A 22,428-nucleotide genomic window follows, 5' to 3' on the forward strand; every position below is an offset into this window, starting at 1 on the left:
ATTTAGCCTTTGGTTTTTAGTTTTAGTTCAAAGTTGCTTCCACTCTCATCTTGGTTATCTTTTTGATGTATTGTCTTATTGTTTGTGAGAAATTTAACCATATTGCTTATATATTTTTTATGTTCGCTTCTTGGCACAATAGCATCGATTAAGCCATGTTCTAACAAAAATTCAGCTCTTTGAAATCCCTCTGGTAAATCAGCACCAATGGTTTGTTTGATGACCCTTTGACCAGCAAAGCCTATTAATGCGCCAGGTTCGGCGATTATTAGATCTCCAAGCCAAGCAAAAGAAGCACTAACGCCACCCATTGTCGGATCAGTAAGTATTGAGATATAAGGCAGCTTTGCTTCATCAAGTAGTTTTAAAGCGGCTGATGTCTTTGACATTTGCATCAAAGAAAATGTGCTCTCTTGCATTCTAGCTCCACCTGAAGCACTCACTATGACTAAAGCTTGGCGTTTTTCTATCGCTCGTTTTATCGCTCTTACTATCTTTTCACCCTCAACTGAAGCTAGCGAACCACCCATGAAGCCAAAGTCAAAAACAACTAGCTGGATTTCTTGCCCATCGCATTTGCCTTCGCCACATATCACTGAGCTTGTGTGTCCTGTTTTTTCTTTATTTTCTGTGATTCTTTTTTTGTATGATTTTTTATCAACAAAATTTAATGGATCTACCGGTTTTAAATTTGCGTCAAATTCTACAAAGCTACCTTCGTCGCAGATCAAATTTATGCGATCAGTGGCTTTTAATCTCATATGATAGCCGCATTTTGGGCATACATTAAAACAAGCTTCAACTTCTTTGTAGTACATCAGTGAGTGACAATTATCGCATTTTACCCAGTGCGTAGGTGCTTCTTCTGGACGAGGTTGAGCTTTTCTTATCTTTGAAAAAATGTCTGAGAAATTCATCTTTTTACCCACTTATATTAAAAATTGTGGGATTATATCTAATGTTAGCCTTGCTTTTTCTTATATGACTTAAAGTTTGTTTATTTGTAGAGGTTTGAAGGGGTAAGTTAGCCCCTTCAAAGTATCTTATTAGAAGCGTCTTCCGATAGTAAACTCAAATGTATTTGTATCATCGCCCTCTTTAGGTTTAAGAGCTTTTGCAAAGATTAGTTGAAGTGGTCCGATAGGAGTTATCCACTCAATGCCAGTGCCAACTGATGATCTTTTTATCTCATTTAGGCTATTCTCACCGATTATGCCGTAGTCATAAAATACAACACCACGCATTTTGACACGATCTATTATAGGGAAGCTTATTTCAGCTGAATTATTAAACGAAGTTTCGCCGCCATATTCGTAGTAGTCGCCATTATATTTTACCTTTGGAGATACGGTTCTGCTTTCGTAACCACGTAAGCTTCTTATACCACCAAGGTAAAGTCTTTCGTTGATCGGAGTATATCCTCTTTCCCAAATTTTGCCAAAGCTGGCTTTATATCTTAAGATAAGATCGTAGTCGATGTACTCTCTAAGGCCTAGGTAGTAGTTAAAATTTGTACGATTTTTGATAAAGTCTATATCGCCACCAAGCCCAGCTATCTCAAATGATGTGCTAGCTATGATGCCACGTCTTGGCAAGTAATAATCGTCGGTGCTATTATATGTTAAAGCTGGAGTTATGGCGCTTTTTATAGCTTTACCTTCTCTATAAATTTCTTTTTTGGTTTTTGTGTTGATATCTCTTAGCTCATCATCTTTTAAAGTAATTTTGCTTTGCTCAATGTTGTAAGTAAGTGATGCGCTTAAATTTCTAGTTAGTTTTCTACCTAGTGTTGTGCTAAAACCATAGCTTCTCTCTTTATATGTTCTCCAGTCATAGTCATTTGCATAGAGTGTTCCGCCAAGGCTATACTCTGAATCGAAAATTCTTGGGTTTGTAAGACTTATCTGACCTGAAAGCTCTCTGTCGCTCTTATCTACGCTTATTTGCCCTTGAAGACCAGAACCAAAGATATTTGTGTCAGAAAGTGCTGCATTTAATAATAGTCCGTCACTACTGCCGTATCCGATACCACCACTTATTGAGCCAGTTGAGGCTTCTTTTACTTTTACTTTTAGATCAACTGTATTTTTATCAACCGGATCTTCTTCTATCTCAACATCATCAAAGTAGCTTGTTCTTTTTAGTGCATCTTTTGAGTCTTGAAGGTCGGTTCTACTATATAAATTTCCTTCAGTTAGATAAAGTTCACGTCTTACAACGCGATCAACAGTTCTGTCGTTTCCTGAAATTTGAACATTTCTTATATATACTTTTTCGCCAGGATCGACTTCATAGTCAATATCGACAGTTTTATTTTCATCAAATTTATCAGTCTTTGGATAGACTTTTACAAACGCATAACCCTTGTCAGCTACCATATCATCGAGCTTTTTCATATCTTGGCGAAGTCTTGCTGAGTTCATCGTATCACCAGCCTCAAGCCTAAAGTCATCTATAATCTTTTTAGTGTCAAGATCTAGCTCTTCAGGTGCTGTAATACTTACATTTGAAACCTTATAAGGCTCACCCTCATGAACATAATAAGTAAGATCAGCTGTGTAGTTATCAAACGATGAATTTAAATAAGGTGACGAAATAGTCGCGTCCAAATAGCCTTTTTGGAAATATTTGTCTTGTATTCTTGCTGGATCATTTTCAAGCTCAAAAAGTTTAACTTTACCGTCATTTCTACCCCAAAGCCAACCCATAAATTCTCTACTTTTGTTTGCAACTACTGGCTCAATGTCGTCATAATCAAACTCTTTTGCACCGACTAAATTTACATTTTTGATTATCATATTTTCGCCGCGGTTTATGTTGAGTGTTATGAAAAGTGAGCTGTCGTTGTCTGCAACTGGTTGTTTTTCTACGTCTACAACGGTATCAAAATAACCCTTTGACTCATAATACTGACGAATTCTCTCTTTAGTTTTTTCTATTGTAAGCTCATCGTACATATTGCCTGGTTTGATATTGATTAACGACTCTATGGCAGTTTTGTCATTTGTTACGACGCCTTTTAGATCGACTCTAGCAACACTTGGTTTCTCTTTTACAGCTACTAGAAGATTGCCATTGCCTGTATCTTCTATGTAGATATCGTCGAAATAATTTTGTTTATATAAATTTGTGATCGCCTTATCGCTAAGCTTTGGAGTCAGATCCTGACCGACTTTTAGGCCCATTATTTGGCTTGCTACTTCAGGCGAAAGGTGAATTAGGCCTTTAAAATTTATTGACTGGATTGTTTGTGCGCTTAGGCCACTGAAAGCTAATGCTAATAAAAATAATTTCTTTTTCATTAAATTTAACCTAGGGTTTTAGTATAAGTGCGTATAATATCATATTTTATTTTTAATAAATTTAAATTTTATAATTTTGAAGGTTTTTTATGAAAATAGGTATCATCGGACTTGGTCTTATGGGTGGCTCACTTGGGCTAGCATTAAAAGATGAAAAATTAATCTCTTGTGTTAGCGGATACGACAAAGATGAAAATCATAGCAAAAAGGCTTTAGAGCTTGGCTTGGTACATGAAATTTTAAGCATTGACGAGATGAAAAAGAAGTGTGACATCATCTTTTTGGCTGTGCCAGTCGAGGCTATCGTGAGCATCGTGCAAAATTTAGCTGACATTAGCGAAGATACAACTATTATTGATTTTGGCTCAACTAAACAAAAGATAATCGAGGCTGTGCCAGAAAAAATTCGTAAAAATTTCATCCCAGCTCACCCGATGGCAGGTACTGAGTATTCTGGTCCAGAGGCTGCTTTTAAATCACTTTACACAGGAGCAACTGTTATCGTTTGTGACTTTGCTGAGAGCGCAGAAAAACATGTAAAAAGAAGCGTGGAGTTATTTTCTTGCCTTGGTATGAAGATCATTTTTATGAGTGCGAAAGAACATGATCATCACGTGGGTCTTATTTCGCATTTGCCTCATGCGATTGCATTTTCTCTTGCAAGTGGGATTTTAAAAGAAGAGGATAAAAGGCACATCGTAGCGCTTGGCGGACCTACATTTAAGGGTATGATACGTGTCGCAAAGAGTTCGCCTTTTATGTGGAGCGATATCTTTAAGCAAAATAAAAATAATGTTGTTGAAGCTATAAATATGTTTGAAAAAGAGCTAAATTTGTGCAAAGATCTCATCAAGGATGAACGCTGGGATGAACTTTTTGCCTGGATGAGCGACGCTAGGGCTGTAAGAGAAATTTTGTAATTAACTAAAAATTTATTGATTAAATGTAAAATTTCGCAAATAAAATTTAAGGTAAAAATATATGTATAGACGTGGAATTGGTGGTTTTGGTATTGTTGTGCTTTTGCTAATTTTAATTTTAGCCGGTGGTTTTGGCTATGCTTTGATGTCAAAAGATTTTGAGCGAAATGAGCCGATAATCGGTGTTGCTGATAAGGTTTATTGGAATCTTAGAACCCCAATGAATATCAAATTTAAAGACGATAGCGGTATAAAATTTGTACGAATTAGTATGAATGATGGGAAAAATGATCTAAATTTATTAAATCAAATCATACAAAATCCAAGTACCGAGCTTGATGTAAATTTAACCTTTCCAAAGACTGGCTTTTTTGCTCAAAAAGATACCTATGAGATGAATATCGAAGCTGTAGATACTAGTAAATGGAGCTTTTTTACTGGCAACAAAGCTAGTAAAAAGGTTGAAGTGGTGCTTGATACTTCAAAACCTGATCTTTACGTGCTTTCGCAGTCTTATTCTATCTCAAAAGGTGGTAGCGCGGTTGTGGTCTTTAGAGCAACTGATAATCAGCTAAAAGAGGTTTATGTACAGACAAATTTTGGTAAGAAATTTAAAGCTGTACCATTTTATAAAGAGGGCTTTTATGCAGCACTAGTTGCTTGGCCAGTTCAGGTTGAAAATTTTAGCGCAGAGGTCATTGCAAGAGACTTTGCAGGCAATGAAAGCAAGTCACATGTTAGGTATTTTTACGAAAATGTAAAGTATAAAACTTCAACTATTGCATTAAATGATAGATTTTTAGATGGTAAGATAGTTGATTTAACAGATCAATATGCAAAAGATCCAAGCGCACTTTCAAGACTTGAGAAAATGAGATTTGTCAATGAAACGCTTAGAAATTCAAACGAAGAAAAAATAACAGCACTTACTACAAATCCTGGCGATGAGATGTTAACTGGCTTTAGTGTGACACCATTTTATCCACTAAGAAATGGTAAAAAAGTGGCTGACTTCGCCGATCACCGATACTATACATATAATAACGAGCAAGTAAGCGAATCATGGCATATGGGAATAGACTTTGCAAGTGTGGCTGCAGCTCCTATAATAGCTAGCAATGCCGGCCGTGTCGTACTTGCATCTGAAAATGGAATTTATGGATTAAATATTGTGATCGATCATGGATTTGGGCTTTATTCGCTTTATGGACACTGCTCAAGCGCTAGAGTAAAAGAGGGCGATATGGTGGTGGCTGGTGATCAAATAGGTACTACTGGAACTAGCGGTCTTGCACTTGGTGATCACCTTCACTTTGGAATTTTAGTCCAAGGTGAAGAGGTAAGACCTCAACAATGGATGGATAAAAAGTGGATAAAAGACAATATAACAAGTGTCTTAGATGCTGCAAAAGCGATGATAGACAAGAACTAAAAAATTTGCAAAATTGATTTTTTAGTGCTATCATAAGCGGATTAAAAATATAAGGAAAATTCTTGAAACAAACTACTATCGCAAGACGCGTTGAGACCATTGGTATAGGGCTTCATAAAGGTGAGCCGATAAGACTTATACTAGAACCTCTTGATGCAAATTCTGGTATTATTTTGCACCGCGAAGATCTTGGTATTAGTTTTAAAGCCGAACCTAAAAATGTGATAAATACGCAGATGGCAACCGTTGTTGGCAATGAAAAGGGCTTTATTAGTACGATTGAGCATCTAATGTCAGCCATAAATGGTTATGGCATTGATAATATTAGAATCTCTGTTGATGCAAATGAAATTCCAGTCATGGATGGCAGTGCGATAAGCTTTTGCATGCTACTTGATGAGGCTGGCATAAGATATCTTGATGCCGGTAAAAAAGTAATTCTTGTTAGACGTGAAGTTGAAGTCGTTGAGGGTTCTAAATTTGTACGAACTTCACCTTCAAGAAGTCCAAAAATTGACTATACGATAAAATTTGATCATCCAGTTATTGGTGAACAAAGATATGTTTTTGATTTTAGTAAAAGCTCTTTTATAAAAAATATAGCTCGTGCTAGGACTTTTGGCTTTTTGAAAGATTTACAACGTTTACAAGCTCAAAATCTAGCTCTTGGTGCATCGCTTGATAATGCTGTGGCAATCGATGATACACATATCCTAAATCCAGAAGGTTTGAGATTTGAAAATGAGTTTGTAAGGCACAAAATTTTAGATGCGATTGGTGATTTAAGTTTGCTTGGAGCACCTTTATTGGGCGATTATACAGCATTTGCTGGAAGCCACGATCTAAATCACAAATTAACTCTTGCTTTGATGTCCGATGAGAAAAACTACGAGATCGCAACTCTAAATGGTGAACTTCTAAAAGAGTATCAAAAGGTATTTGCATAGAAAATATTGAAATTTTAGTTGTCTCTTTATCTACTCCGCTTTTAGTTGGAGTATATAAAGACGGCGTAAAATTTGATGAAATTACGACTGATGAACATGTCAGTGAAGCTTTGATAAAAATCTTAGAAAATTTATCGTCTAAATTTAATATCACAAAAATTATCTATGCAAATACGCCTGGAAGCTTTATGGGGTTAAAGGTGGCCTATGTTATTTTAAAGACTTTCTCTTTGGCAAAGGGTTGCGAATTTTATGCGGTTAGCGGCTTTAGCTTAAATGGCAGCCAAGCGATCAGAGCAAATAAAAATTTAAGCTTTGTTTTAAAAGATGGCAAAATTTTACTTGAAAAAGTAGAGCCAGTAGGATTTAGGTTGCCTTTAAATTTAGATGAATTAAAACTAAATTCAGATACACTTCCAGATTATATCATCCAAGCAGTTTAGGAGAAATTTTGAATATCTTAGTGCCTGCAACAAGTGCGAATTTGGGCCCTGGTTTTGATGCTTTGGGGCTTAGTTTAAAGCTTTTTAATAGCGTGAAAATCGAGTCAGCAAAATTTAGCTCAGTGTCGATAAACGGCGAAGGCAGTGGAAGTGTAAATTTAAAGAGAAATAACATATTCCTAAGTATTTTTAATGAAATTTTTTTTGAGCTAACTGGTAAAAATGAAAATTTTAGAGTCGTTTTTGAAAATAATATCCCATTTTCAAGGGGACTTGGCAGTAGCTCCGCTGTGATCGTTGGAGCCATTGCTTCAGCATACGAAATGGCTGGCTTTAAGGCAAGCAAAGAGATAGTTTTAAATAAAGCCATCATCTACGAAACCCATCCTGATAATATCTCGCCAGCGGTTCACGGTGGATTTATCAGCGCGATCGTAAAAAATGGCAATGTTTACGCAAATAAAATAAGTTTAAGCGACGAGATAAAGGCAGTAGTTGTTATCCCAAATAAGCCAATGAGTACATCCTCGTCAAGACAAATTTTACCAAAGAACTATACGATGAAAGAGTGTGTAAATAACTTATCTCATGCTGCTTTTTTAACATCTTGTTTTTATGAGAAAAAGTATGATCTCTTAAAAATAGCAAGCAAAGATTTGATGCATGAAGAGCGTAGAATGCATGCTTTAGAAGAGCTTTTTGAAGTTAGAAAAGTAGCTTATGAAAATGGTGCTTTAATGAGCACGCTTTCAGGCTCAGGCTCAAGCTTTTTAAATATCGCTTACAAAGATGATGCTAAAAATTTACAAGATATTTTAAAGAGTAAATTTAGTGATTTTAGGGTTGAGGTTTTTTCATTTGATAACGATGGATACGAAATTACGCAAAGCTAAAAACAAGTTTAAAAAGATATAATGAACAAAAATAATCCTGTAAGGACATGTGTCGCTTGTAAAATTAAAATTTCTCAGAGCTTGCTAAAAAGATACCGCTTGGTAGGTAAAAATTTAGAGCATGGCAAGGGAAATGGTCGTAGCTTTTATCTGTGCGACAAATGTATGCAAAAAGATATAAAAATTTTAAAAAAAATAATTGATAAACAAACTAAAGGTGCTTTTATTTGTGATACACCGAAGTTAAAGGAGATACTCTTAAATGAGCAATGTTAGGATTTCAGAGATCGCAAACGAGCTTGGCTATCCAAGTAAAGAGATAGTAGAAAAAGCTCAAGAGTTAGGATTGAAAGTCAAAACTCACTCAAATGCAGTTAGCCTTGAAGAGGCCGAAGCTATATATGAATATGTTCAAACTGGCGTGATACCAGATAAATTTAAAAAGAAAAAGAGTGAACCTAAGCCAAAAAAAGAGCCTAAAAAAGAAGTAGAAAAAGAGTCAGTAAAAAAAGAAGAAAAACAAAAAAGTGAACCTAAAAAAGCTACTACTAAAACTGAGTCAAAGTCGGTAAAAGCTGAGCCTAAGAAAGAGGCACAAATTTTAGAAGAAAAACAAAAAATTGAGCCTAAAAAAGAAGAAATCAAAGTAGAGCAAAAACAAGTCGAAGCTCCAAGACCAAAAGAGAGCTTGGCTGATGTGACTCAAAAAAGACGTGGCCTTGTGATAGTAAAAAAGAAAAAAGACTATGAAGCGCCAATTGATACAAAAGAAGAGAAAAAGCCTGAACCAAGCATAGCTAACATAAGCGATTTTAAAAGTATGTTTTCAGCAAATGATGAAAATTTAGCTAAGAAAAAGAAAAAAGATAAAAAAGTAGTTGTCGCAAGTAAAAAGGATAGCGCCCAGAAGATGGATCTGCTTGGCGGAAGTGACTTTGGTGACATCGTGTTAGAAGATGAAGATGTAGTTGTTCTTCCTGATTTTAGTTTTAAAACCCCAACACCAGCACCAGCTCAAAAGACAAAACAGCCAAATGTTATGAGAACTACGGTCAACAATACGATAAATTCATTTGGCGAAGGCGGCATTCAAAGAAGAGCTAGAAAAAAACACAAAAAGCCTGAAAATAAACAAAACAATGAAGCTGTGACATCTATAAATATTCCAAAAGAAATTCGTGTTTATGAATTTGCTGAAAAGCTAAACAAACAGCCAAGCGAGATTATTGGTAAGCTTTTCATGCTTGGCATGATGACAACAAAAAATGACTTTTTGGATGAAGATGCGATCGAAATTTTGGCTGATGAGTTTAATGTAGAGGTTAATATCATCGATGATCAAAAAGAATTTGACTACGTAGCAGCCTATGAAGAAGAGATAAAAGACGATGAAAATCTCCAGCCAAGAGCACCAGTCATAACCATCATGGGTCACGTTGATCATGGTAAAACTTCATTGCTTGATTATATAAGAAAATCACGCGTAGCAGCAGGAGAGGCTGGTGGTATCACTCAGCATGTCGGTGCTTACATGGTAAACAAAAACGGCAAAAATATCACATTTATCGACACTCCAGGTCACGAAGCGTTTACTGCTATGCGTGCAAGGGGTGCTGGCGTAACTGATATAGTTATCATCGTTGTTGCGGCAGATGATGGTGTAAAACCACAAACAAAAGAGGCGGTTAGCCACGCAAAAGCCGCTGGTGTGCCAATAATCATCGCTATAAATAAAATGGATAAAGAGTCGGCAAATCCTGACCTAGTAAAGACTGGTCTTGCTGAGCTTGATGTCATGCCAACAGAGTGGGGCGGAAAGTATGAATTTGTGCCAATCTCTGCAAAAACAGGCATGGGTATAGATGATCTACTTGAGATCGTACTTTTACAAGCTGACCTTTTAGAACTAAAAGCAAATCCAAAGGCAAATGCAAAAGCAACTGTTATCGAGAGCTCACTTCAAAAAGGCCGTGGTTCAGTAGCTACTATTATCGTTGAAAATGGTACACTTCATGTTGGAGATACTGTCGTAGCTGGCGTTGCATATGGAAAGATAAGAAGCTTACTTGATGACCAAGGTAAACCTTTGCAAGATATAAAACCAGGTGAATGCGGTGTTATAGTAGGTCTTAGCGAGATAGCAGAGGCTGGCGAGACGCTAATAGGTGTAAAAACTGATAAAGAGGCTCGTGAATACGCACAGAAAAAGGCTGAATATATCCGCCAAAAAGAGCTTAGCAAGAGCACAAAAGTTAGTATTGACGAGCTTAGTGCTAAGATCGCTGAAGGTGAGTTAAAGACGCTCCCAGTCATCATCAAAGCTGACGTTGGTGGCTCACTTGAGGCACTAAAAGCAAGCTTAGAAAAACTTGCAAATGATGAGATCAGAGTAAATGTCATCCACTCTGGTGTTGGCGGCATCACGCAAAGCGACGTAGCACTTGCTAGTGCGAGCGAAGACTGTATAATCCTTGGTTTTAACATAAGACCAACTGGCGAGATAAAAGAAAAGGCAAAAGAGAGCGGCGTTGAGATTAAAACTTACAACGTTATTTATAATCTAATTGACGATGTGAAAGCGATCTTGGGCGGACTAATGTCACCGATAATTAGAGAAGAGCAGCTTGGTCAAGCGCAGGTTCGCCAAGTGATCCATGTGCCAAAAGTTGGCACTATCGCTGGATGTATCGTCACTGAGGGTACTATAAACAGAGGGGCAAAAATTCGCCTTATTAGAGAAGGTGTAGTCGTTTACGAGGGCTTGGTAAGCTCATTAAAACGCTTCAAAGATGACATCAAAGAGGTTGCTAAAGGTTATGAATGTGGCGTTGGTATCGAAAATTTCAACGATATTAGAGAAAACGACTATATCGAAAGCTTCAAAGAAGTCAAGGAGAAAGCTACTCTATGAACGCTAACGAAATAAAGCGTATGAGAACAGAGAGCGTGCTAAAAGAGCTCATACCAGAGGCTCTAGCTACTCTAGAAGATAACATTTTAAAAGGACTTTGTGTCACTGATGTCGAGTGCAAAAAGGGCAGATATGACGCCTTTGTATATCTTGACAAAATGGCATTTGACGAGCGTGAACAAGAGTATATCTTGGGGCATTTAAAGCGAGTTTGTAGACATTTGCAAAACCACTGCATGGCAGCTGAGGGCTGGTATAGATGCCCAAATTTTCACTTTAAATTTGACGATAGATTAGAGTATCAAAACCATATGGATAAGTTGTTTGATAAAATTTCAAAGGATTTAAACAAAAATGGATAATTTAGACAAACTAGTACGCGAATGCGGCGTAGAGCTTTACGACAGCGAGATCGCAAATGAAAACGGCAGGGCTATTTTTAGAGTTTACATCACAAAAAATGGCGGAGTGAGTCTTGATGACTGCGAAAAAGTGAGCCGTCTGCTCTCACCTATTTTTGACGTGACCCCGCCAGTTAGTGGAGACTACAACCTAGAGGTTAGCTCACCCGGTCTTGAAAGAAAACTTAGTAAGCCGTCTCATTTTAAAGCGAGTGTTGGCGAGCTTGTGAAAGTTCAAACCGAGGCTGATAAATTTACAGGAAGACTCATAAAAGCAGATGAAGAGAACATTGCAGTTGAAAACGAAGAGGGAATTTTTGAGATAAACATCAGTGAGATAAAAAAAGCAAAAACATATTTGGAGTGGTAAAATGCTAAGCGACATCGAGATAACTCACCAAACAAAGCTAGAACACATCAGTAAAGTTGCCGCAAAGTTAGGCTTAAGCGAAGACGAGCTCGAGCTTTACGGAAAATTTAAGGCTAAAATTTCCCCTAGACTTGAGCCATCAAACTCAAAGCTCATCTTGGTTACCGCTACTAACCCAACCCCATACGGTGAGGGCAAAACGACTATGTCGATCGGTCTAGCCGACGCACTAAATTCACTTAATAAAAAGGTTTGTTTAGCACTTCGTGAGCCATCTCTTGGACCAGTTTTTGGCATAAAGGGTGGAGCGGCAGGTGGCGGCTACTCGCAGCTTGCGCCGATGGAAGATCTAAATTTACACTTCACTGGCGATTTTCATGCTATAACATCGGCAAATAATCTTATCTCGGCGATGATAGACAATAGTCTTTATCAAGAAAACCCACTAAAAATCGAAAAAATTTTATGGAAGCGTTGCATGGATATGAACGACCGCGCGCTAAGATTTATTACCGTGGGTCAGGGCGGCAGAACAGACGGCGTGCCAAGAGAAGATGGCTTTAACATCACCGCTGCAAGCGAGATCATGGCTGTGCTTTGTCTAGCAACAAGCCTATCAGATCTAAAAGAGCGCGTGGCAAACATAATGGTCGCCTATGATAGCGATAAAAAGCCTATCTACGTGCGTGATCTAGGCTGTGAAGACGCTGTTTGCATACTCTTAAAAGATGCGATCAAGCCAAATTTATTTCAAACACTTGAGCACACACCTACGCTCGTGCATGGCGGCCCATTTGCAAACATCGCACACGGCTGCAATTCCGTCATCGCGACAAAAACAGCTCTAAATTTAGCTGACTACGTCATCACAGAAGCTGGCTTTGGCTCGGAGCTTGGCGCGGAGAAATTTTTAGATATAAAGTGCAGGATCGCAGACATTAAGCCAAGTGCTGTAGTACTTGTAAGTACGATCAGATCGCTAAAATATAACGGCGAAGCAAATAAAGACGAGATAACAAAACCAGATATGAGTGCTCTTAGAAAAGGTATCGAAAACCTTGGCGGGCATATCGGAAATTTAAAAGGCAAATTTGGGCAAAATGTAGTCGTGGCGCTTAATAAATTTGGCTTTGATACTGAAGAAGAGATAAAATTCGTAAAAGATTACTGCCGTGAGCTTGGTGTAGAAGTGGCAGTTTGTGAGAATTTCTTAAAAGGTGGCAAAGGCGCACTTGAGCTTGCTGAGCTGGTTTTAAAAGCATGCGATAAGCCAAGCAAGATAAATTTCACATACGAGATGAGCGATGATACGAAAACTAAAATAGAAAAGGTTGCCAAGGAAATTTACGGAGCTAGTGAGGTGGTCTTTGAAGAGGCCGCTCTTAAAAAGCTGGAGATGATAAAAGAGCTAAATTTGAGCCATTTGCCAGTTTGTATCGCAAAAACTCAGTATTCATTTAGTGACGATGCGAAGCTTTTGGGTAGAGCAAAGGGCTTTACATTTAGCGTAAAAGACCTTGATATTAGAACGGGAGCTGGCTTTATCGTCGCAGTTTGCGGTAAGATCATGCTGATGCCAGGACTTCCAAAAGTACCAGCCGCTGTCAATATGAAGATAGACGCAGACGGTAAGATCGACGGCTTGTCGTAAATTTAGAAAATATGAAATTTGTAAAAATACTCTTTTTAATAGTTTTAAGTGTTTTCTTCGTTGGATGTGGGGGAAGATATAAATATAATGTTGAGCCAACGCCGATACAAAAAGGCCTGGCTAAATACATTGTTAGTGATTTTAACCTAACATTGACAAATCAACCAACTAGATATGAGCACAACACTAACTATAAAAATGAAAGCGAACTTCGTGATGAGTTTGTGGAATTTATAAACAAACATTTAAAAGAGCAGGGTATTTTAGGGGACGAAAATAGCTTCAAGATAAAAATACAAATGGACTATGAAAGATGGTTTAACTGGGGTGGTAAAGCGTTAAACAAGCCACACTTTCGCTACAGCGTGAAAATTTATGATAACGCTGATAGGCTTTTGGTCTCTTACGCTGTACCACTCTCTACAACGAAATATAGCTATTTTAAAGAGATCGCTGTTTTGGCAGAGATTGCTGCATTTAGGTGGGATGCGGAGGATGAGCCGACCGATATCGACTTGATCTCAAAAACTCTTGTTGATGAGATAAAAGATATAGGAAAATAAAAATAGTCTGCTAAGATGAACGACGAATTTTACATGGATCTTGCTTTGAGCGAGGCTTGGAAATTTCAGATCCTGACCTATCCAAATCCAGCCGTTGGATGTCTTATTCTTGATGAAAATGGGCAAATTTTATCTTGCAAGGCTCATGAAAAGGCTGGATATTTACATGCTGAACCCACAGCGATACTCTTTGCACTTTGTAAAAAAAGTGAAAAATTTAAAGATGATTTTATAAAAGCGTATAATGATAAATTTAGCTCTAATAAAAAAGAGGGCGAATTTGACCTTTTAGAGCCAAAATTTACCTACGAATTTCTACTAAATAACCACTCAAATTTACTAAAAAATGCAAAAGCCTACGTCACTCTTGAGCCTTGCTCGCATCATGGTAAAACGCCACCTTGTGCAAATTTGCTAAAAGAGCTTGGCTTTAGCGAGGTGATAATAGGTAGCTACGATGAAAATAAGGTAGCAAGTGGCGGTGGTAATTTGCTTAAAAGCGCTGGTATAAAAGTTAAATTTGGCGTTTTAAAAGAGCGTTGTGATAAGCTACTTGAGCCATTTTTGGCCTATCAAAATGGTGGCTTTAGGTTTTTAAAAATCGCTCTCAGTAAAAACGGCGTGGCGAGTGGCGGCATCATCACAAATGAGCTTAGCCGCACGCACGTCCATAAACTAAGAAGCGTCATAGATACGCTAGTGATCGGCGGCAACACAGTGCGAGTTGATCGCCCAAAGCTTGATAGTAGGCTAGTAAGTGGCGGCAAAAACCCAGATGTCATAATCTACTCAAGAAGTAATAAATTTGATAAGACAATACCACTTTTTAATGTGCTAGGGCGCAAAGTTAGCATTCAAAAAGAGCTTAATCTAAAAGGACTTTGCATGTTTGAAGGAGCTGGCGAGTTTTTAAAGCTTGCAAAAGATGGCAAACTGGCAAACGTGAAATGGCTGCTTATCTATCAAAGCTCAAATTTTAAGGATGGTAAAAACTTGAGCCTTGATCTAAATTTAAAACCACTATTTAGTGGGAAGTTTGGAGACGATATCTACACTTGGTATGAAATTTTGGATTAAATATCTAGGCCAAAATAGTGCTTGACTAAAAAGCCAATGCCAAATGAAATGATCGCAACACCAAAAGTTATCACGCACATCTCAATCACTCTTGGCAAAAATTTAAGCTCTTTTGCTACGCTTATGTAAAAGTTGTAAGTGATAATGGCAACAAAGGCAAAGAAAAACATCGACAAGACAGCGTAAATACTACTTGAAAAGATAAAAAATGGAAGTATTAAAAACGCTGTTGTTATAATGTACGAACCACCTGTATAGAGCGAATAGGTAAGCGGTTTGATCTCGTCACTTGGATTTTCTTTTGACTCAAGATATGCTGAGCCAGCCATGGAAAGAGCAGCTGCAATGCCCATGATAAGGCCCGTCGCACCAACTGATTTTGTATTTGAAAAAGCTAGAGCGATGCCACTTAGCGTGCCAGTTAGCTCAACTAATGCGTCATTCATACCAAGAACAATGCCGCCAGCATTGACTAGTTTTGTATCTTTTAGCATAGAAATTAAATTATTTTCATGATTTACTTCTTCATCATAAATATCTTTAGCTTCAGGATACTCATCAACGATATCAAGATAAAATTGCTCTGCGTCTTCTTCACGTGATTCCATAAATTTTAAAGTAAAAGATGTACCAAAAATTTTAACAAGTATCGTATAGAAGATAACTTTGAATAAATTTGCAGTTCTGCTCTCACCTGTTATCTTTTGACAAAAAGCATAATGTCGTTTTTCTTCAGTGATTAATTTACGAAGTATTTTTTTATTTTCTTCACTTTTTTCACTAGCTTCGAGTAATGTATAGATAGCGGTATCATCTGCTTCATTTTGTAGCTGTTTTAAAGCACGCTTTTTATCTAGCATAAATTCCCCTTTTTAAATTTTGTAAGATTTTGGACTTTGAAGTGTAAGATTAGATGGTGCGATCAGCGAGACTTGAACTCGCACACCTAGCGGCACTACCCCCTCAAGATAGCGTGTCTACCAATTCCACCATGATCGCAAAAAGAGTAAAGCCCCAAAGAGGGGCTAAATTTAAGCTTTACGCTTAGCCAAGCATTGGGTTTGCGTAAAGAACGATAAGTGTAATAACAAGTGCGTAGATAACTTGTGCTTCGATCATCGCAAGAGCGATAAACATTGTAGTCATAAGTTTGCTACCAACGCCTGGGTTTCTAGCTGTTCCGCTGATAGTCGCAGCAGCTGTGTTACCCATACCAATAGCACCACCAAGAGCTGCAAGGCCAAGGCCAATACCACCAGCGATAACTGAATATGATCTAATCATCTCGCCATCAGCGCCAAATGCAAATGCAGCAAGACCAAGAATTAAAAACACGATCTTTTTCATCGTTGCTCCTTTAAAATTTTAAAGCTCTTTCGGATCTGTCCCCTACTTAAACTTTATGAGCCGTAATATTACAAAAACAAAACTTTGTTTCAAATAAAAACACTAAAAATTTAAATTGCCCATAAAAAATTCTTGGCTTAGAAAAATAAAAGTTTTTTTATGCTATCTTTGAAAAATTTAATTTATTCTTAATCTCAGGCAATCAATGATAAATGAAAAATTTTCAAAAATAGGCTTTGTTCTTGCGATGGCTGGTTCTGCTGTGGGTCTTGGCAATGCCTGGAAATTCCCTACAATGGTAGGAAACAATGGCGGCTCAGCATTTATAATTTTATATTTGCTCCTTACATTTGCTATCGCATTTGTGGCGTTTTTAGCGGAGCTTAGTATAGGAAAGCTTGGTGAAAGCGACGTCGTAAGCTCTATTTATAAGCTTGCTCCAAAGCATAAAAAAGCGTGGTCACTCTCTGGCTTTTTCATGATTGGTGCGATCCTTATAGCTTCGTTTTATATGGTAGTTATTGGCTGGATTTTAAAGTATATCTATCTTAGTTTTTCGCCGCTTTTGGCTGATACTAAAGAAGCAGCAGCGCAGTTTAATACCCTTTTAGTAAATGACTTAACTAGTAGTGTGCTTTGCTTTAGTTTAGTCTTTTTAATGGTATTTTTTGCCGTTTCAAAAGGCGTAAAAAGTGGCATAGAAAAGCTAAATATATGGATGATGCCAAGCCTTTTTGTTTTACTTGTTTGTATGCTTTTTTACGCGCTTAGCATGGGCGATGGCTTTGTGAAAGCGGCTAAATTTTTATTTGTACCAAATTTTAGTGCGATCACACCAGATGTGATTTTACAGGCTCTTGGACTTGCGTTTTTTTCGCTATCTATGGGTGTTGGCGTCATACCGACATACGCTGCAAATTTACCAGAGCAGACAAATCTTATAAAATCAACGCTTTCTATAATATTTATAAATATTTTAATAGGCATTATGATGGGACTTGTGGTCTTTACATTTATATTTGCTTATGGAGCTGATAGCACGGCAAGTGGGCCGGGTCTTATCTTTATCTCGCTTGTCACGCTTTTTGCAAAGCTTGGCTTCGTTGGCAACGTTATGGCGGTTGCATTTTTTATATCGCTTTTGTTTGCAGGTATCACGAGTGCTGTTTCGATGATAGAACCATTTGCTTATTATTTGGTTAGAAAATTTGAAATTTCACGCAAAATGGCTCTTGTTTATATTGGAATTTTTGTCTATATTTTAGGCCTTTTTTGTATTTTTTCATATTATGCGCAGACGGCTAATATCTTTAGTATTTTTGGTAAGCCAGTCTTTGATGCACTTGATTTTCTTACTTCAAATATAATGATGCCAATAGGTGCTATAATTTTTAGTTTTTTTGTTGGCTATAAACTTAAAAAAGAGAGCCTACATCTACTCTTTGGCGAATTTATGGGAAAAGTATTTTTTGAAATTTGGTATTTTGCTTTAAGATACATCGTACCAATCGCAATTTGTGCCATCATGATCTATCAAATAGCAGGTAAATGATGGATAGATTTAGTAAAGTTGGTTTTGTTCTTTCTATCATTGGAGCGGCTATTGGCCTTGGTAATGCATGGAAATTTCCATATATGGTCGGTAGTAATGGCGGTTCAGCATTTATTCTTATATATCTATTTTTTGCTTTTGTTGTTGGCCTTAGTATATTTTTTGCTGAGATGGCAATGGGCAAAATTTCACGCCTTGATACGGTTGGGGCATTTAAGAGTCTAGCTACAAAGGGGGCAAATTCTTGGAAATTTGCTGGTGTTGTGATGGTGACCGGGATATTCATCGCATCTTTTTATACGCTCATTATCGGCTGGGTTTTAAAATACGTTATCTTAAGTCTTGGTGAGCTTCCAAAAGATATGGCAAGCTCAGAAGCGCTTTTTGTAAATTTTACTTCAAAGGGCATAGAGGAGCAAATTTTATATTTTAGCATCGCTTTTTTTGCCTACTTTTTTATACTTACAAAAGGTATAAAAAGTGGAATAGAACGTATAAATGTATATCTTATTCCAGCACTTTTTATTTTGCTTTTGCTTATGCTTGGCTACTCTTTTGGCATGAATGGATTTGATGAGGCGGCTAAATTTTTACTAGTACCTGATTTTTCAAAGATAGATCAAGGCGCTATTTTAAATGCTCTTGGCTTAGCTTTTTTTACGATGTGTATTGGCATTGGCTGCATTTTAACCTACTCATCAAACCTAGGCAATGATACAAATTTATTTACTTCATCGCTTTATGTAGTCTTTGCAAATATAATTATTAGCGTAATTATAGGACTTATAGTTTTTACATTCACCTATGAATTTGGCTCAGAGCCATCAAAGGGTGCAGGGTTAGCATTTATCTCGCTTCCAACGCTTTTTGCAAAGCTTGGTTTGCTTGGAAATTTCTTAGCTTTTGCATTTTTTACATCTTTATTTTTTGCTGGTATAACATCGGTTATTTCGCTAGTCGAGCCATTTATATTTTTCTTAAATAAAAGCTTGGGATTTAGTAGAAATAGATCAATTATCATTGTCGGTGCCGTAGTTTATCTTTTGGGAATTTTATGTGCGTTAAGCGGTATTGGCGTTTTTAAAGAAGCACTTACATTTTTTGGTAAGAGTTTTTTTGATTTGCTTGATTATCTTAGCTCAAACATTATGCTCCCACTTGGTGGCATTATATTTGCCATTTTTGTTGGATACTTTATGAAATTTGAGCTTTTAAAAGAGCTATTCTTGCCTTATATGGGTGAGATTGTTTTTAAAATTTGGTATTTTTTAATAAGGTTTGTAGCACCAGTTCTAGTTTTTGTGGTGCTAGTAAGGGAGATTGCATAATGGCAAAAGAACAGTTTTCTAAAATAGGTTATGTTTTAGCAGTTGCAGGATCAGCTGTTGGACTTGGCAATGCGTGGAAATTTCCATATATGGTCGGTGAAAATGGCGGTTCAGCGTTTATTATCTTGTATCTTTTGATAACTTTTCTAGTAGGTGTGCCTATCTTTATGGCGGAGCTTAGTATTGGCAAGCTTAGCGAAAGCGACAGTGTAAATGCTTTTAGAAAACTCGCTCCAAAAAATAAAAATTTATGGCAGATAGTAGGAATTTTAGCTATGGTGACAGCAGCCATCATCTCATCTTACTATATAGTTATCATTGGCTGGGTATTTAAGTACTTTACACTCTCATTTAGCGGTCTTCCAGCTGATATAGATAGCTCAAAGGCGATATTTAACGAGCTGCTTACACACGGCCTTGGCGAGCAGACACTTTACTTTGTTATAGCATTTGCAGCCTGCTTTTTCATCCTATCAAAAGGTGTAAAAAGTGGCATAGAAAAACTAAATGTTTGGATGATGCCAAGCCTATTTATCATGGTTTTGATCATGCTTTTTTACTCTATGACGATGAACGGCTTTGTAAAATCGGCTGAATTTTTGCTGATCCCTGACTTTAGTAAAATTTCATTTAACTCACTTTTGCTAGCTCTTGGCCTTGCGTTTTGGACACTCTCACTTGGTATGGCAGCGATCATTACATATTCAGCTAGCCTAAGCGATGATACAAACTTGGCTACTTCAACGCTAAGTATCGTTTTTATAAATATCGTACTAGCCATCATGATGGGTCTTGTTATCTTTACATTTATATTTGAATTTGGTGCAGAGCCGTCTCAAGGACCAGGCCTAGTCTTTATCTCACTTCCAACGCTATTTGCAAAGCTTGGCGTGATAGGTCAAATTTTAGCTGCGGCATTTTTTGCAGCACTTATCTTTGCTGGTATCACTTCGGCTATTTCTATCGTTGAGCCATTTGTCTTTTTCTTGATCAGAGAATATGGCATGAGCAGAAGAAAAGCACTTTGTATAGTTTGTGCAGGGATATTTATATTAGGATTTTTATGCCTTTTATCAAATATAGAAAACTTCGGCGATAAACTTACACTCTTTGGCAAAAATTTCTTTGACTTCCTTGACTTTACCGCTTCAAACATATTACTTCCAATTAGCGGTATCGGTGGCGCGATCTTTGTTGGGTACTTTATGAAAAGAGATGCGCTTTATGTGCTATTTAGTCCTTATATGAGCGATTTTGTGTTTAATGCGTGGTATTTTTTACTAAGATATGTAGCGCCAGTTTGCGTGCTTATCATCATGGTAAATGAGTTATTGAAGGTTTTTAATGCATAAGGTTGAGAAATTTTTTGATAAAGCTGGCAACATAGTCGGCTATATTTGTATGTTTGTCATGGCTTTGATGATAATAGACGTCTTTTTTAACGTCGTAGCAAGATACTTTTTTTCTTACGGTAATGTCGCTTTTCAGGAGCTGGAGTGGCATTTTTTTGCTGTGATATTTTTGCTTGGTATGAGCTATGCGTTAAAAGAAGATGCACACGTTAGAGTTGATATATTTTATGCTAAATTTTCACCAAAGAACAAAGCTCTTGTAAATATGATAGGAACTGTTATTTTTGTAATCCCATTTGCACTTCTGGTTTCAAATTTATCATTTGAATTTGTGAGCGATGCTTATACTTCAGCTGAAGCTAGTGCGGATCCAGGCGGTCTTACTCACAGATGGATCATAAAAGCACTTATTCCTTTTTCTTTTTATCTACTTGTATTTTTTGCGATCGGCTTTTTTATAAGAAATTTTAATCTTTACAAAAAAGCTAAAAAGGGGGAATAATGGCTGGCTTGATAATGTTTATAGCTGCACTTTTGATGCTAGGTATTGGCTTTCCGGTAGCCTTTACCTTTGGTGCGGTTTCGATGATATTTGGCATGATTGGCAGTATTGTTGAGAGCATTGGAGACGGAGATGGTCTGCTTGGAAGTATCGAAGTTTTCAAAGATATGTTTAACTTCATGCCTTATAGAATTTTCTCTATCATGGAGAGTAGAATTTTTATAGCAGTTCCACTTTTTGTCTTTATGGGTGTTGTTCTTCAAAAGTCAAAACTAGCTGAGAGGCTGCTTGAGAGCATGGGTATGCTTTTTGGAGAAATTCGCGGAGGCATTGCTATTAGCACTATCTTGGTTGGAGCACTTCTTGCAGCTTCAACTGGTGTTGTTGGTGCAAGTGTCGTTGCAATGGGCGTTATAAGCTTGCCTGTTATGTTAAAGTATAAATACGACCAAGCGCTAGGTTGTGGCACTATATGTGCCGCTGGTACGCTTGGACAGATCATTCCACCTTCTATCGTGCTGATTATTTTGGGTGATATATTTTCAGTGCCAGTTGGTGAGCTTTTTCATCAAGCCATCATCCCAGGACTCACACTAGTAGCAGTTTATATCATTTATATTTTGATTGTTGCTTATTTGAAACCAGATACCGCACCTGTAGTAAAAGATGAGAGTGGTGTTAGTAAATTTAAGCAGATCATGAGAGCACTAATCGCTATCTTTCCGCCGCTTTTACTTGTTATTTGTGTATTGGGCTCTATATTTGCAGGTATCGCTACACCAACTGAAAGTTCAGCTTTTGGCTGCGTTGGAGCCATTATTTTAGCTATTTTTTATAGGACATTTTCATTTTCTATGATAAAAGAGGCATTGGCAGAAAGCGTAAAAACTACAGTACTTGTCTTTGCCATACTTGTTGGTGCGACAGCCTTTTCTATGGTATTTAGTTACACTGGCGGCGATGAGATTGTTGAAAAATTTATGACAAATTTACCAGGCGAGAAGTGGGGATTTATCATTTTTAGTATGGTTGTCATCTTTGTGCTTGGCTTTTTTATCGACTTTGTTGAAATTTCATACATTGTACTTCCTATCTTGGTGCCAATAGCTGCAAAGCTTGGTATAAATCCAATTTATCTAGCAATCTTAGTTGCGATGAATTTGCAAACTTCATTCCTAACGCCGCCATTTGGTTTTAGCTTATTTTTCCTAAGATCAGTCGCACCAGCTGAGATAAAAACGACTGCTATTTATAAAGGCGTTGTGCCTTATATTTTTATTCAGCTTGCTGTACTTGTATTTTTCTGCGTCTTTCTAATGGAATTAAAGCCAATGCTTGATGCGAGCCACGGCGGATTATTAAACTTCTTACTCTCACTTTTTAAATGATATAAAAGTTTTTGGTTGTAAAATACCAAAAAACAAGCAAAATGGCTAA

21 protein-coding genes and 1 tRNA gene are annotated in these 22,428 nt (G+C 37.2%); 17 read left to right on the plus strand and 5 right to left on the minus strand.

Annotated features, from left to right (window positions below; translation table 11 throughout):
- Positions 1 to 2 precede the first annotated feature (2 nt).
- Complete coding sequence (gene accD, locus CVS84_RS01090) at positions 3 to 917, minus strand: acetyl-CoA carboxylase, carboxyltransferase subunit beta (protein ID WP_107690979.1); 915 nt, start codon at positions 915 to 917, stop codon at positions 3 to 5.
- Positions 918 to 1,046: 129 nt separating this feature from the next.
- Positions 1,047 to 3,302 carry an outer membrane protein assembly factor BamA gene (gene bamA, locus CVS84_RS01095; protein ID WP_107690819.1) on the minus strand — a complete coding sequence of 752 codons (2,256 nt, stop codon included), beginning with the start codon at positions 3,300 to 3,302 and terminating at the stop codon, positions 1,047 to 1,049.
- Positions 3,303 to 3,391: 89 nt separating this feature from the next.
- Here bamA and CVS84_RS01100 point away from each other — a divergent pair, with 89 nt between their 5' ends.
- The 12 genes from CVS84_RS01100 to ribD all read left to right on the plus strand — a co-directional run bounded on the left by CVS84_RS01100 (position 3,392) and on the right by ribD (position 14,910).
- Positions 3,392 to 4,222: a prephenate dehydrogenase gene (locus CVS84_RS01100; RefSeq protein ID WP_087576682.1), complete on the plus strand. Its 831-nt coding sequence runs from the start codon at positions 3,392 to 3,394 to the stop codon at positions 4,220 to 4,222.
- Between the two features lie 61 nt (positions 4,223 to 4,283).
- Positions 4,284 to 5,654, plus strand: a complete 1,371-nt coding sequence (locus tag CVS84_RS01105) for a M23 family metallopeptidase (protein WP_107690820.1) — start codon at positions 4,284 to 4,286, stop codon at positions 5,652 to 5,654.
- 62 nt (positions 5,655 to 5,716) lie between these two features.
- Complete coding sequence (gene lpxC / locus CVS84_RS01110; RefSeq protein ID WP_107690821.1) at positions 5,717 to 6,601, plus strand: UDP-3-O-acyl-N-acetylglucosamine deacetylase; 885 nt, start codon at positions 5,717 to 5,719, stop codon at positions 6,599 to 6,601.
- A gap of 80 nt (positions 6,602 to 6,681) precedes the next feature.
- Positions 6,682 to 7,044 (plus strand): glycoprotease, encoded by a 363-nt coding sequence (locus CVS84_RS01115; RefSeq protein WP_107690822.1) that lies wholly within the window; start codon positions 6,682 to 6,684, stop codon positions 7,042 to 7,044.
- An 8-nt stretch (positions 7,045 to 7,052) separates the two neighbouring features.
- Entirely contained in the window at positions 7,053 to 7,937 is an 885-nt protein-coding gene (gene thrB / locus CVS84_RS01120; protein WP_107690823.1) for a homoserine kinase, read from the plus strand.
- A 21-nt stretch (positions 7,938 to 7,958) separates the two neighbouring features.
- Complete coding sequence (locus tag CVS84_RS01125; RefSeq protein WP_087578467.1) at positions 7,959 to 8,213, plus strand: hypothetical protein; 255 nt, start codon at positions 7,959 to 7,961, stop codon at positions 8,211 to 8,213.
- On the plus strand, positions 8,200 to 10,848 hold the full coding sequence (infB, locus tag CVS84_RS01130) for a translation initiation factor IF-2 (protein ID WP_107690824.1): 2,649 nt from the start codon (positions 8,200 to 8,202) through the stop codon (positions 10,846 to 10,848). The genes CVS84_RS01125 and infB overlap by 14 nt, the downstream gene beginning before the upstream one ends.
- Entirely contained in the window at positions 10,845 to 11,210 is a 366-nt protein-coding gene (rbfA, locus tag CVS84_RS01135) for a 30S ribosome-binding factor RbfA (RefSeq protein ID WP_107690825.1), read from the plus strand. Before infB ends, rbfA begins: the two co-directional genes overlap by 4 nt.
- The gene (gene rimP, locus CVS84_RS01140) at positions 11,203 to 11,619 is read left to right on the plus strand and encodes a ribosome maturation factor RimP (protein ID WP_107690826.1); all 417 of its coding nucleotides are present in this window, start codon (positions 11,203 to 11,205) and stop codon (positions 11,617 to 11,619) included. Before rbfA ends, rimP begins: the two co-directional genes overlap by 8 nt.
- A 1-nt stretch (position 11,620) precedes the next feature.
- Entirely contained in the window at positions 11,621 to 13,270 is a 1,650-nt protein-coding gene (locus CVS84_RS01145) for a formate--tetrahydrofolate ligase (protein ID WP_107690827.1), read from the plus strand.
- Positions 13,271 to 13,281: 11 nt separating this feature from the next.
- Complete coding sequence (locus CVS84_RS01150) at positions 13,282 to 13,833, plus strand: hypothetical protein (protein ID WP_107690828.1); 552 nt, start codon at positions 13,282 to 13,284, stop codon at positions 13,831 to 13,833.
- A 15-nt stretch (positions 13,834 to 13,848) separates the two neighbouring features.
- On the plus strand, positions 13,849 to 14,910 hold the full coding sequence (ribD, locus tag CVS84_RS01155) for a bifunctional diaminohydroxyphosphoribosylaminopyrimidine deaminase/5-amino-6-(5-phosphoribosylamino)uracil reductase RibD (RefSeq protein ID WP_107690829.1): 1,062 nt from the start codon (positions 13,849 to 13,851) through the stop codon (positions 14,908 to 14,910).
- Here the strand turns inward: ribD and CVS84_RS01160 are convergent.
- The 3 genes from CVS84_RS01160 to CVS84_RS01170 all read right to left on the minus strand — a co-directional run bounded on the left by CVS84_RS01160 (position 14,907) and on the right by CVS84_RS01170 (position 16,257).
- On the minus strand, positions 14,907 to 15,770 hold the full coding sequence (locus tag CVS84_RS01160; RefSeq protein WP_107690830.1) for a VIT1/CCC1 transporter family protein: 864 nt from the start codon (positions 15,768 to 15,770) through the stop codon (positions 14,907 to 14,909). The genes ribD and CVS84_RS01160 overlap by 4 nt on opposite strands.
- 54 nt (positions 15,771 to 15,824) lie before the next feature.
- Positions 15,825 to 15,909: transfer RNA gene (locus CVS84_RS01165), tRNA-Leu, on the minus strand.
- 45 nt (positions 15,910 to 15,954) lie between these two features.
- Positions 15,955 to 16,257, minus strand: coding sequence for a F0F1 ATP synthase subunit C (locus CVS84_RS01170; protein ID WP_004317263.1), 303 nt, complete (start codon positions 16,255 to 16,257; stop codon positions 15,955 to 15,957).
- 205 nt (positions 16,258 to 16,462) lie between these two features.
- On the opposite strand from CVS84_RS01170, the gene CVS84_RS01175 reads away from it, so the two are divergent.
- From CVS84_RS01175 to CVS84_RS01195, 5 genes are read left to right on the plus strand one after another with little or no spacing between them, the layout of a single operon-like run.
- Positions 16,463 to 17,809: a sodium-dependent transporter gene (locus tag CVS84_RS01175; RefSeq protein ID WP_107690831.1), complete on the plus strand. Its 1,347-nt coding sequence runs from the start codon at positions 16,463 to 16,465 to the stop codon at positions 17,807 to 17,809.
- The gene (locus CVS84_RS01180) at positions 17,806 to 19,137 is read left to right on the plus strand and encodes a sodium-dependent transporter (RefSeq protein WP_107690832.1); all 1,332 of its coding nucleotides are present in this window, start codon (positions 17,806 to 17,808) and stop codon (positions 19,135 to 19,137) included. The genes CVS84_RS01175 and CVS84_RS01180 overlap by 4 nt, the downstream gene beginning before the upstream one ends.
- Positions 19,137 to 20,489: a sodium-dependent transporter gene (locus tag CVS84_RS01185; protein ID WP_107690833.1), complete on the plus strand. Its 1,353-nt coding sequence runs from the start codon at positions 19,137 to 19,139 to the stop codon at positions 20,487 to 20,489. The genes CVS84_RS01180 and CVS84_RS01185 overlap by 1 nt, the downstream gene beginning before the upstream one ends.
- Entirely contained in the window at positions 20,482 to 20,991 is a 510-nt protein-coding gene (locus tag CVS84_RS01190; protein ID WP_107690834.1) for a TRAP transporter small permease subunit, read from the plus strand. Before CVS84_RS01185 ends, CVS84_RS01190 begins: the two co-directional genes overlap by 8 nt.
- A complete protein-coding gene (locus CVS84_RS01195; protein WP_107690835.1) occupies positions 20,991 to 22,379 on the plus strand; it encodes a TRAP transporter large permease in 1,389 nt (462 codons plus the stop codon). The genes CVS84_RS01190 and CVS84_RS01195 overlap by 1 nt, the downstream gene beginning before the upstream one ends.
- Positions 22,380 to 22,428 lie beyond the last annotated feature (49 nt).

Source organism: Campylobacter concisus, from assembly GCF_003048575.1.
GTDB lineage: Bacteria > Campylobacterota > Campylobacteria > Campylobacterales > Campylobacteraceae > Campylobacter_A > Campylobacter_A concisus_U.

What these genes read in the sequence shown, in the direction of transcription:
- rbfA (WP_107690825.1), top strand. Translation starts at nt 10,845, where the DNA reads ATGAACGCTAACGAAATAAAGCGTATGAGAACAGAGAGCGTGCTAAAA.
- CVS84_RS01150 (WP_107690828.1), top strand. Translation starts at nt 13,282, where the DNA reads ATGAAATTTGTAAAAATACTCTTTTTAATAGTTTTAAGTGTTTTCTTC.
- rimP (WP_107690826.1), top strand. Translation starts at nt 11,203, where the DNA reads ATGGATAATTTAGACAAACTAGTACGCGAATGCGGCGTAGAGCTTTAC.
- accD (WP_107690979.1), bottom strand. Translation starts at nt 917, where the DNA reads ATGAATTTCTCAGACATTTTTTCAAAGATAAGAAAAGCTCAACCTCGT.
- infB (WP_107690824.1), top strand. Translation starts at nt 8,200, where the DNA reads ATGAGCAATGTTAGGATTTCAGAGATCGCAAACGAGCTTGGCTATCCA.
- CVS84_RS01100 (WP_087576682.1), top strand. Translation starts at nt 3,392, where the DNA reads ATGAAAATAGGTATCATCGGACTTGGTCTTATGGGTGGCTCACTTGGG.
- CVS84_RS01180 (WP_107690832.1), top strand. Translation starts at nt 17,806, where the DNA reads ATGATGGATAGATTTAGTAAAGTTGGTTTTGTTCTTTCTATCATTGGA.
- bamA (WP_107690819.1), bottom strand. Translation starts at nt 3,302, where the DNA reads ATGAAAAAGAAATTATTTTTATTAGCATTAGCTTTCAGTGGCCTAAGC.
- CVS84_RS01175 (WP_107690831.1), top strand. Translation starts at nt 16,463, where the DNA reads ATGATAAATGAAAAATTTTCAAAAATAGGCTTTGTTCTTGCGATGGCT.
- CVS84_RS01185 (WP_107690833.1), top strand. Translation starts at nt 19,137, where the DNA reads ATGGCAAAAGAACAGTTTTCTAAAATAGGTTATGTTTTAGCAGTTGCA.
- CVS84_RS01105 (WP_107690820.1), top strand. Translation starts at nt 4,284, where the DNA reads ATGTATAGACGTGGAATTGGTGGTTTTGGTATTGTTGTGCTTTTGCTA.
- CVS84_RS01190 (WP_107690834.1), top strand. Translation starts at nt 20,482, where the DNA reads ATGCATAAGGTTGAGAAATTTTTTGATAAAGCTGGCAACATAGTCGGC.
- CVS84_RS01170 (WP_004317263.1), bottom strand. Translation starts at nt 16,257, where the DNA reads ATGAAAAAGATCGTGTTTTTAATTCTTGGTCTTGCTGCATTTGCATTT.
- ribD (WP_107690829.1), top strand. Translation starts at nt 13,849, where the DNA reads ATGAACGACGAATTTTACATGGATCTTGCTTTGAGCGAGGCTTGGAAA.
- CVS84_RS01125 (WP_087578467.1), top strand. Translation starts at nt 7,959, where the DNA reads ATGAACAAAAATAATCCTGTAAGGACATGTGTCGCTTGTAAAATTAAA.
- CVS84_RS01160 (WP_107690830.1), bottom strand. Translation starts at nt 15,770, where the DNA reads ATGCTAGATAAAAAGCGTGCTTTAAAACAGCTACAAAATGAAGCAGAT.
- CVS84_RS01145 (WP_107690827.1), top strand. Translation starts at nt 11,621, where the DNA reads ATGCTAAGCGACATCGAGATAACTCACCAAACAAAGCTAGAACACATC.
- CVS84_RS01195 (WP_107690835.1), top strand. Translation starts at nt 20,991, where the DNA reads ATGGCTGGCTTGATAATGTTTATAGCTGCACTTTTGATGCTAGGTATT.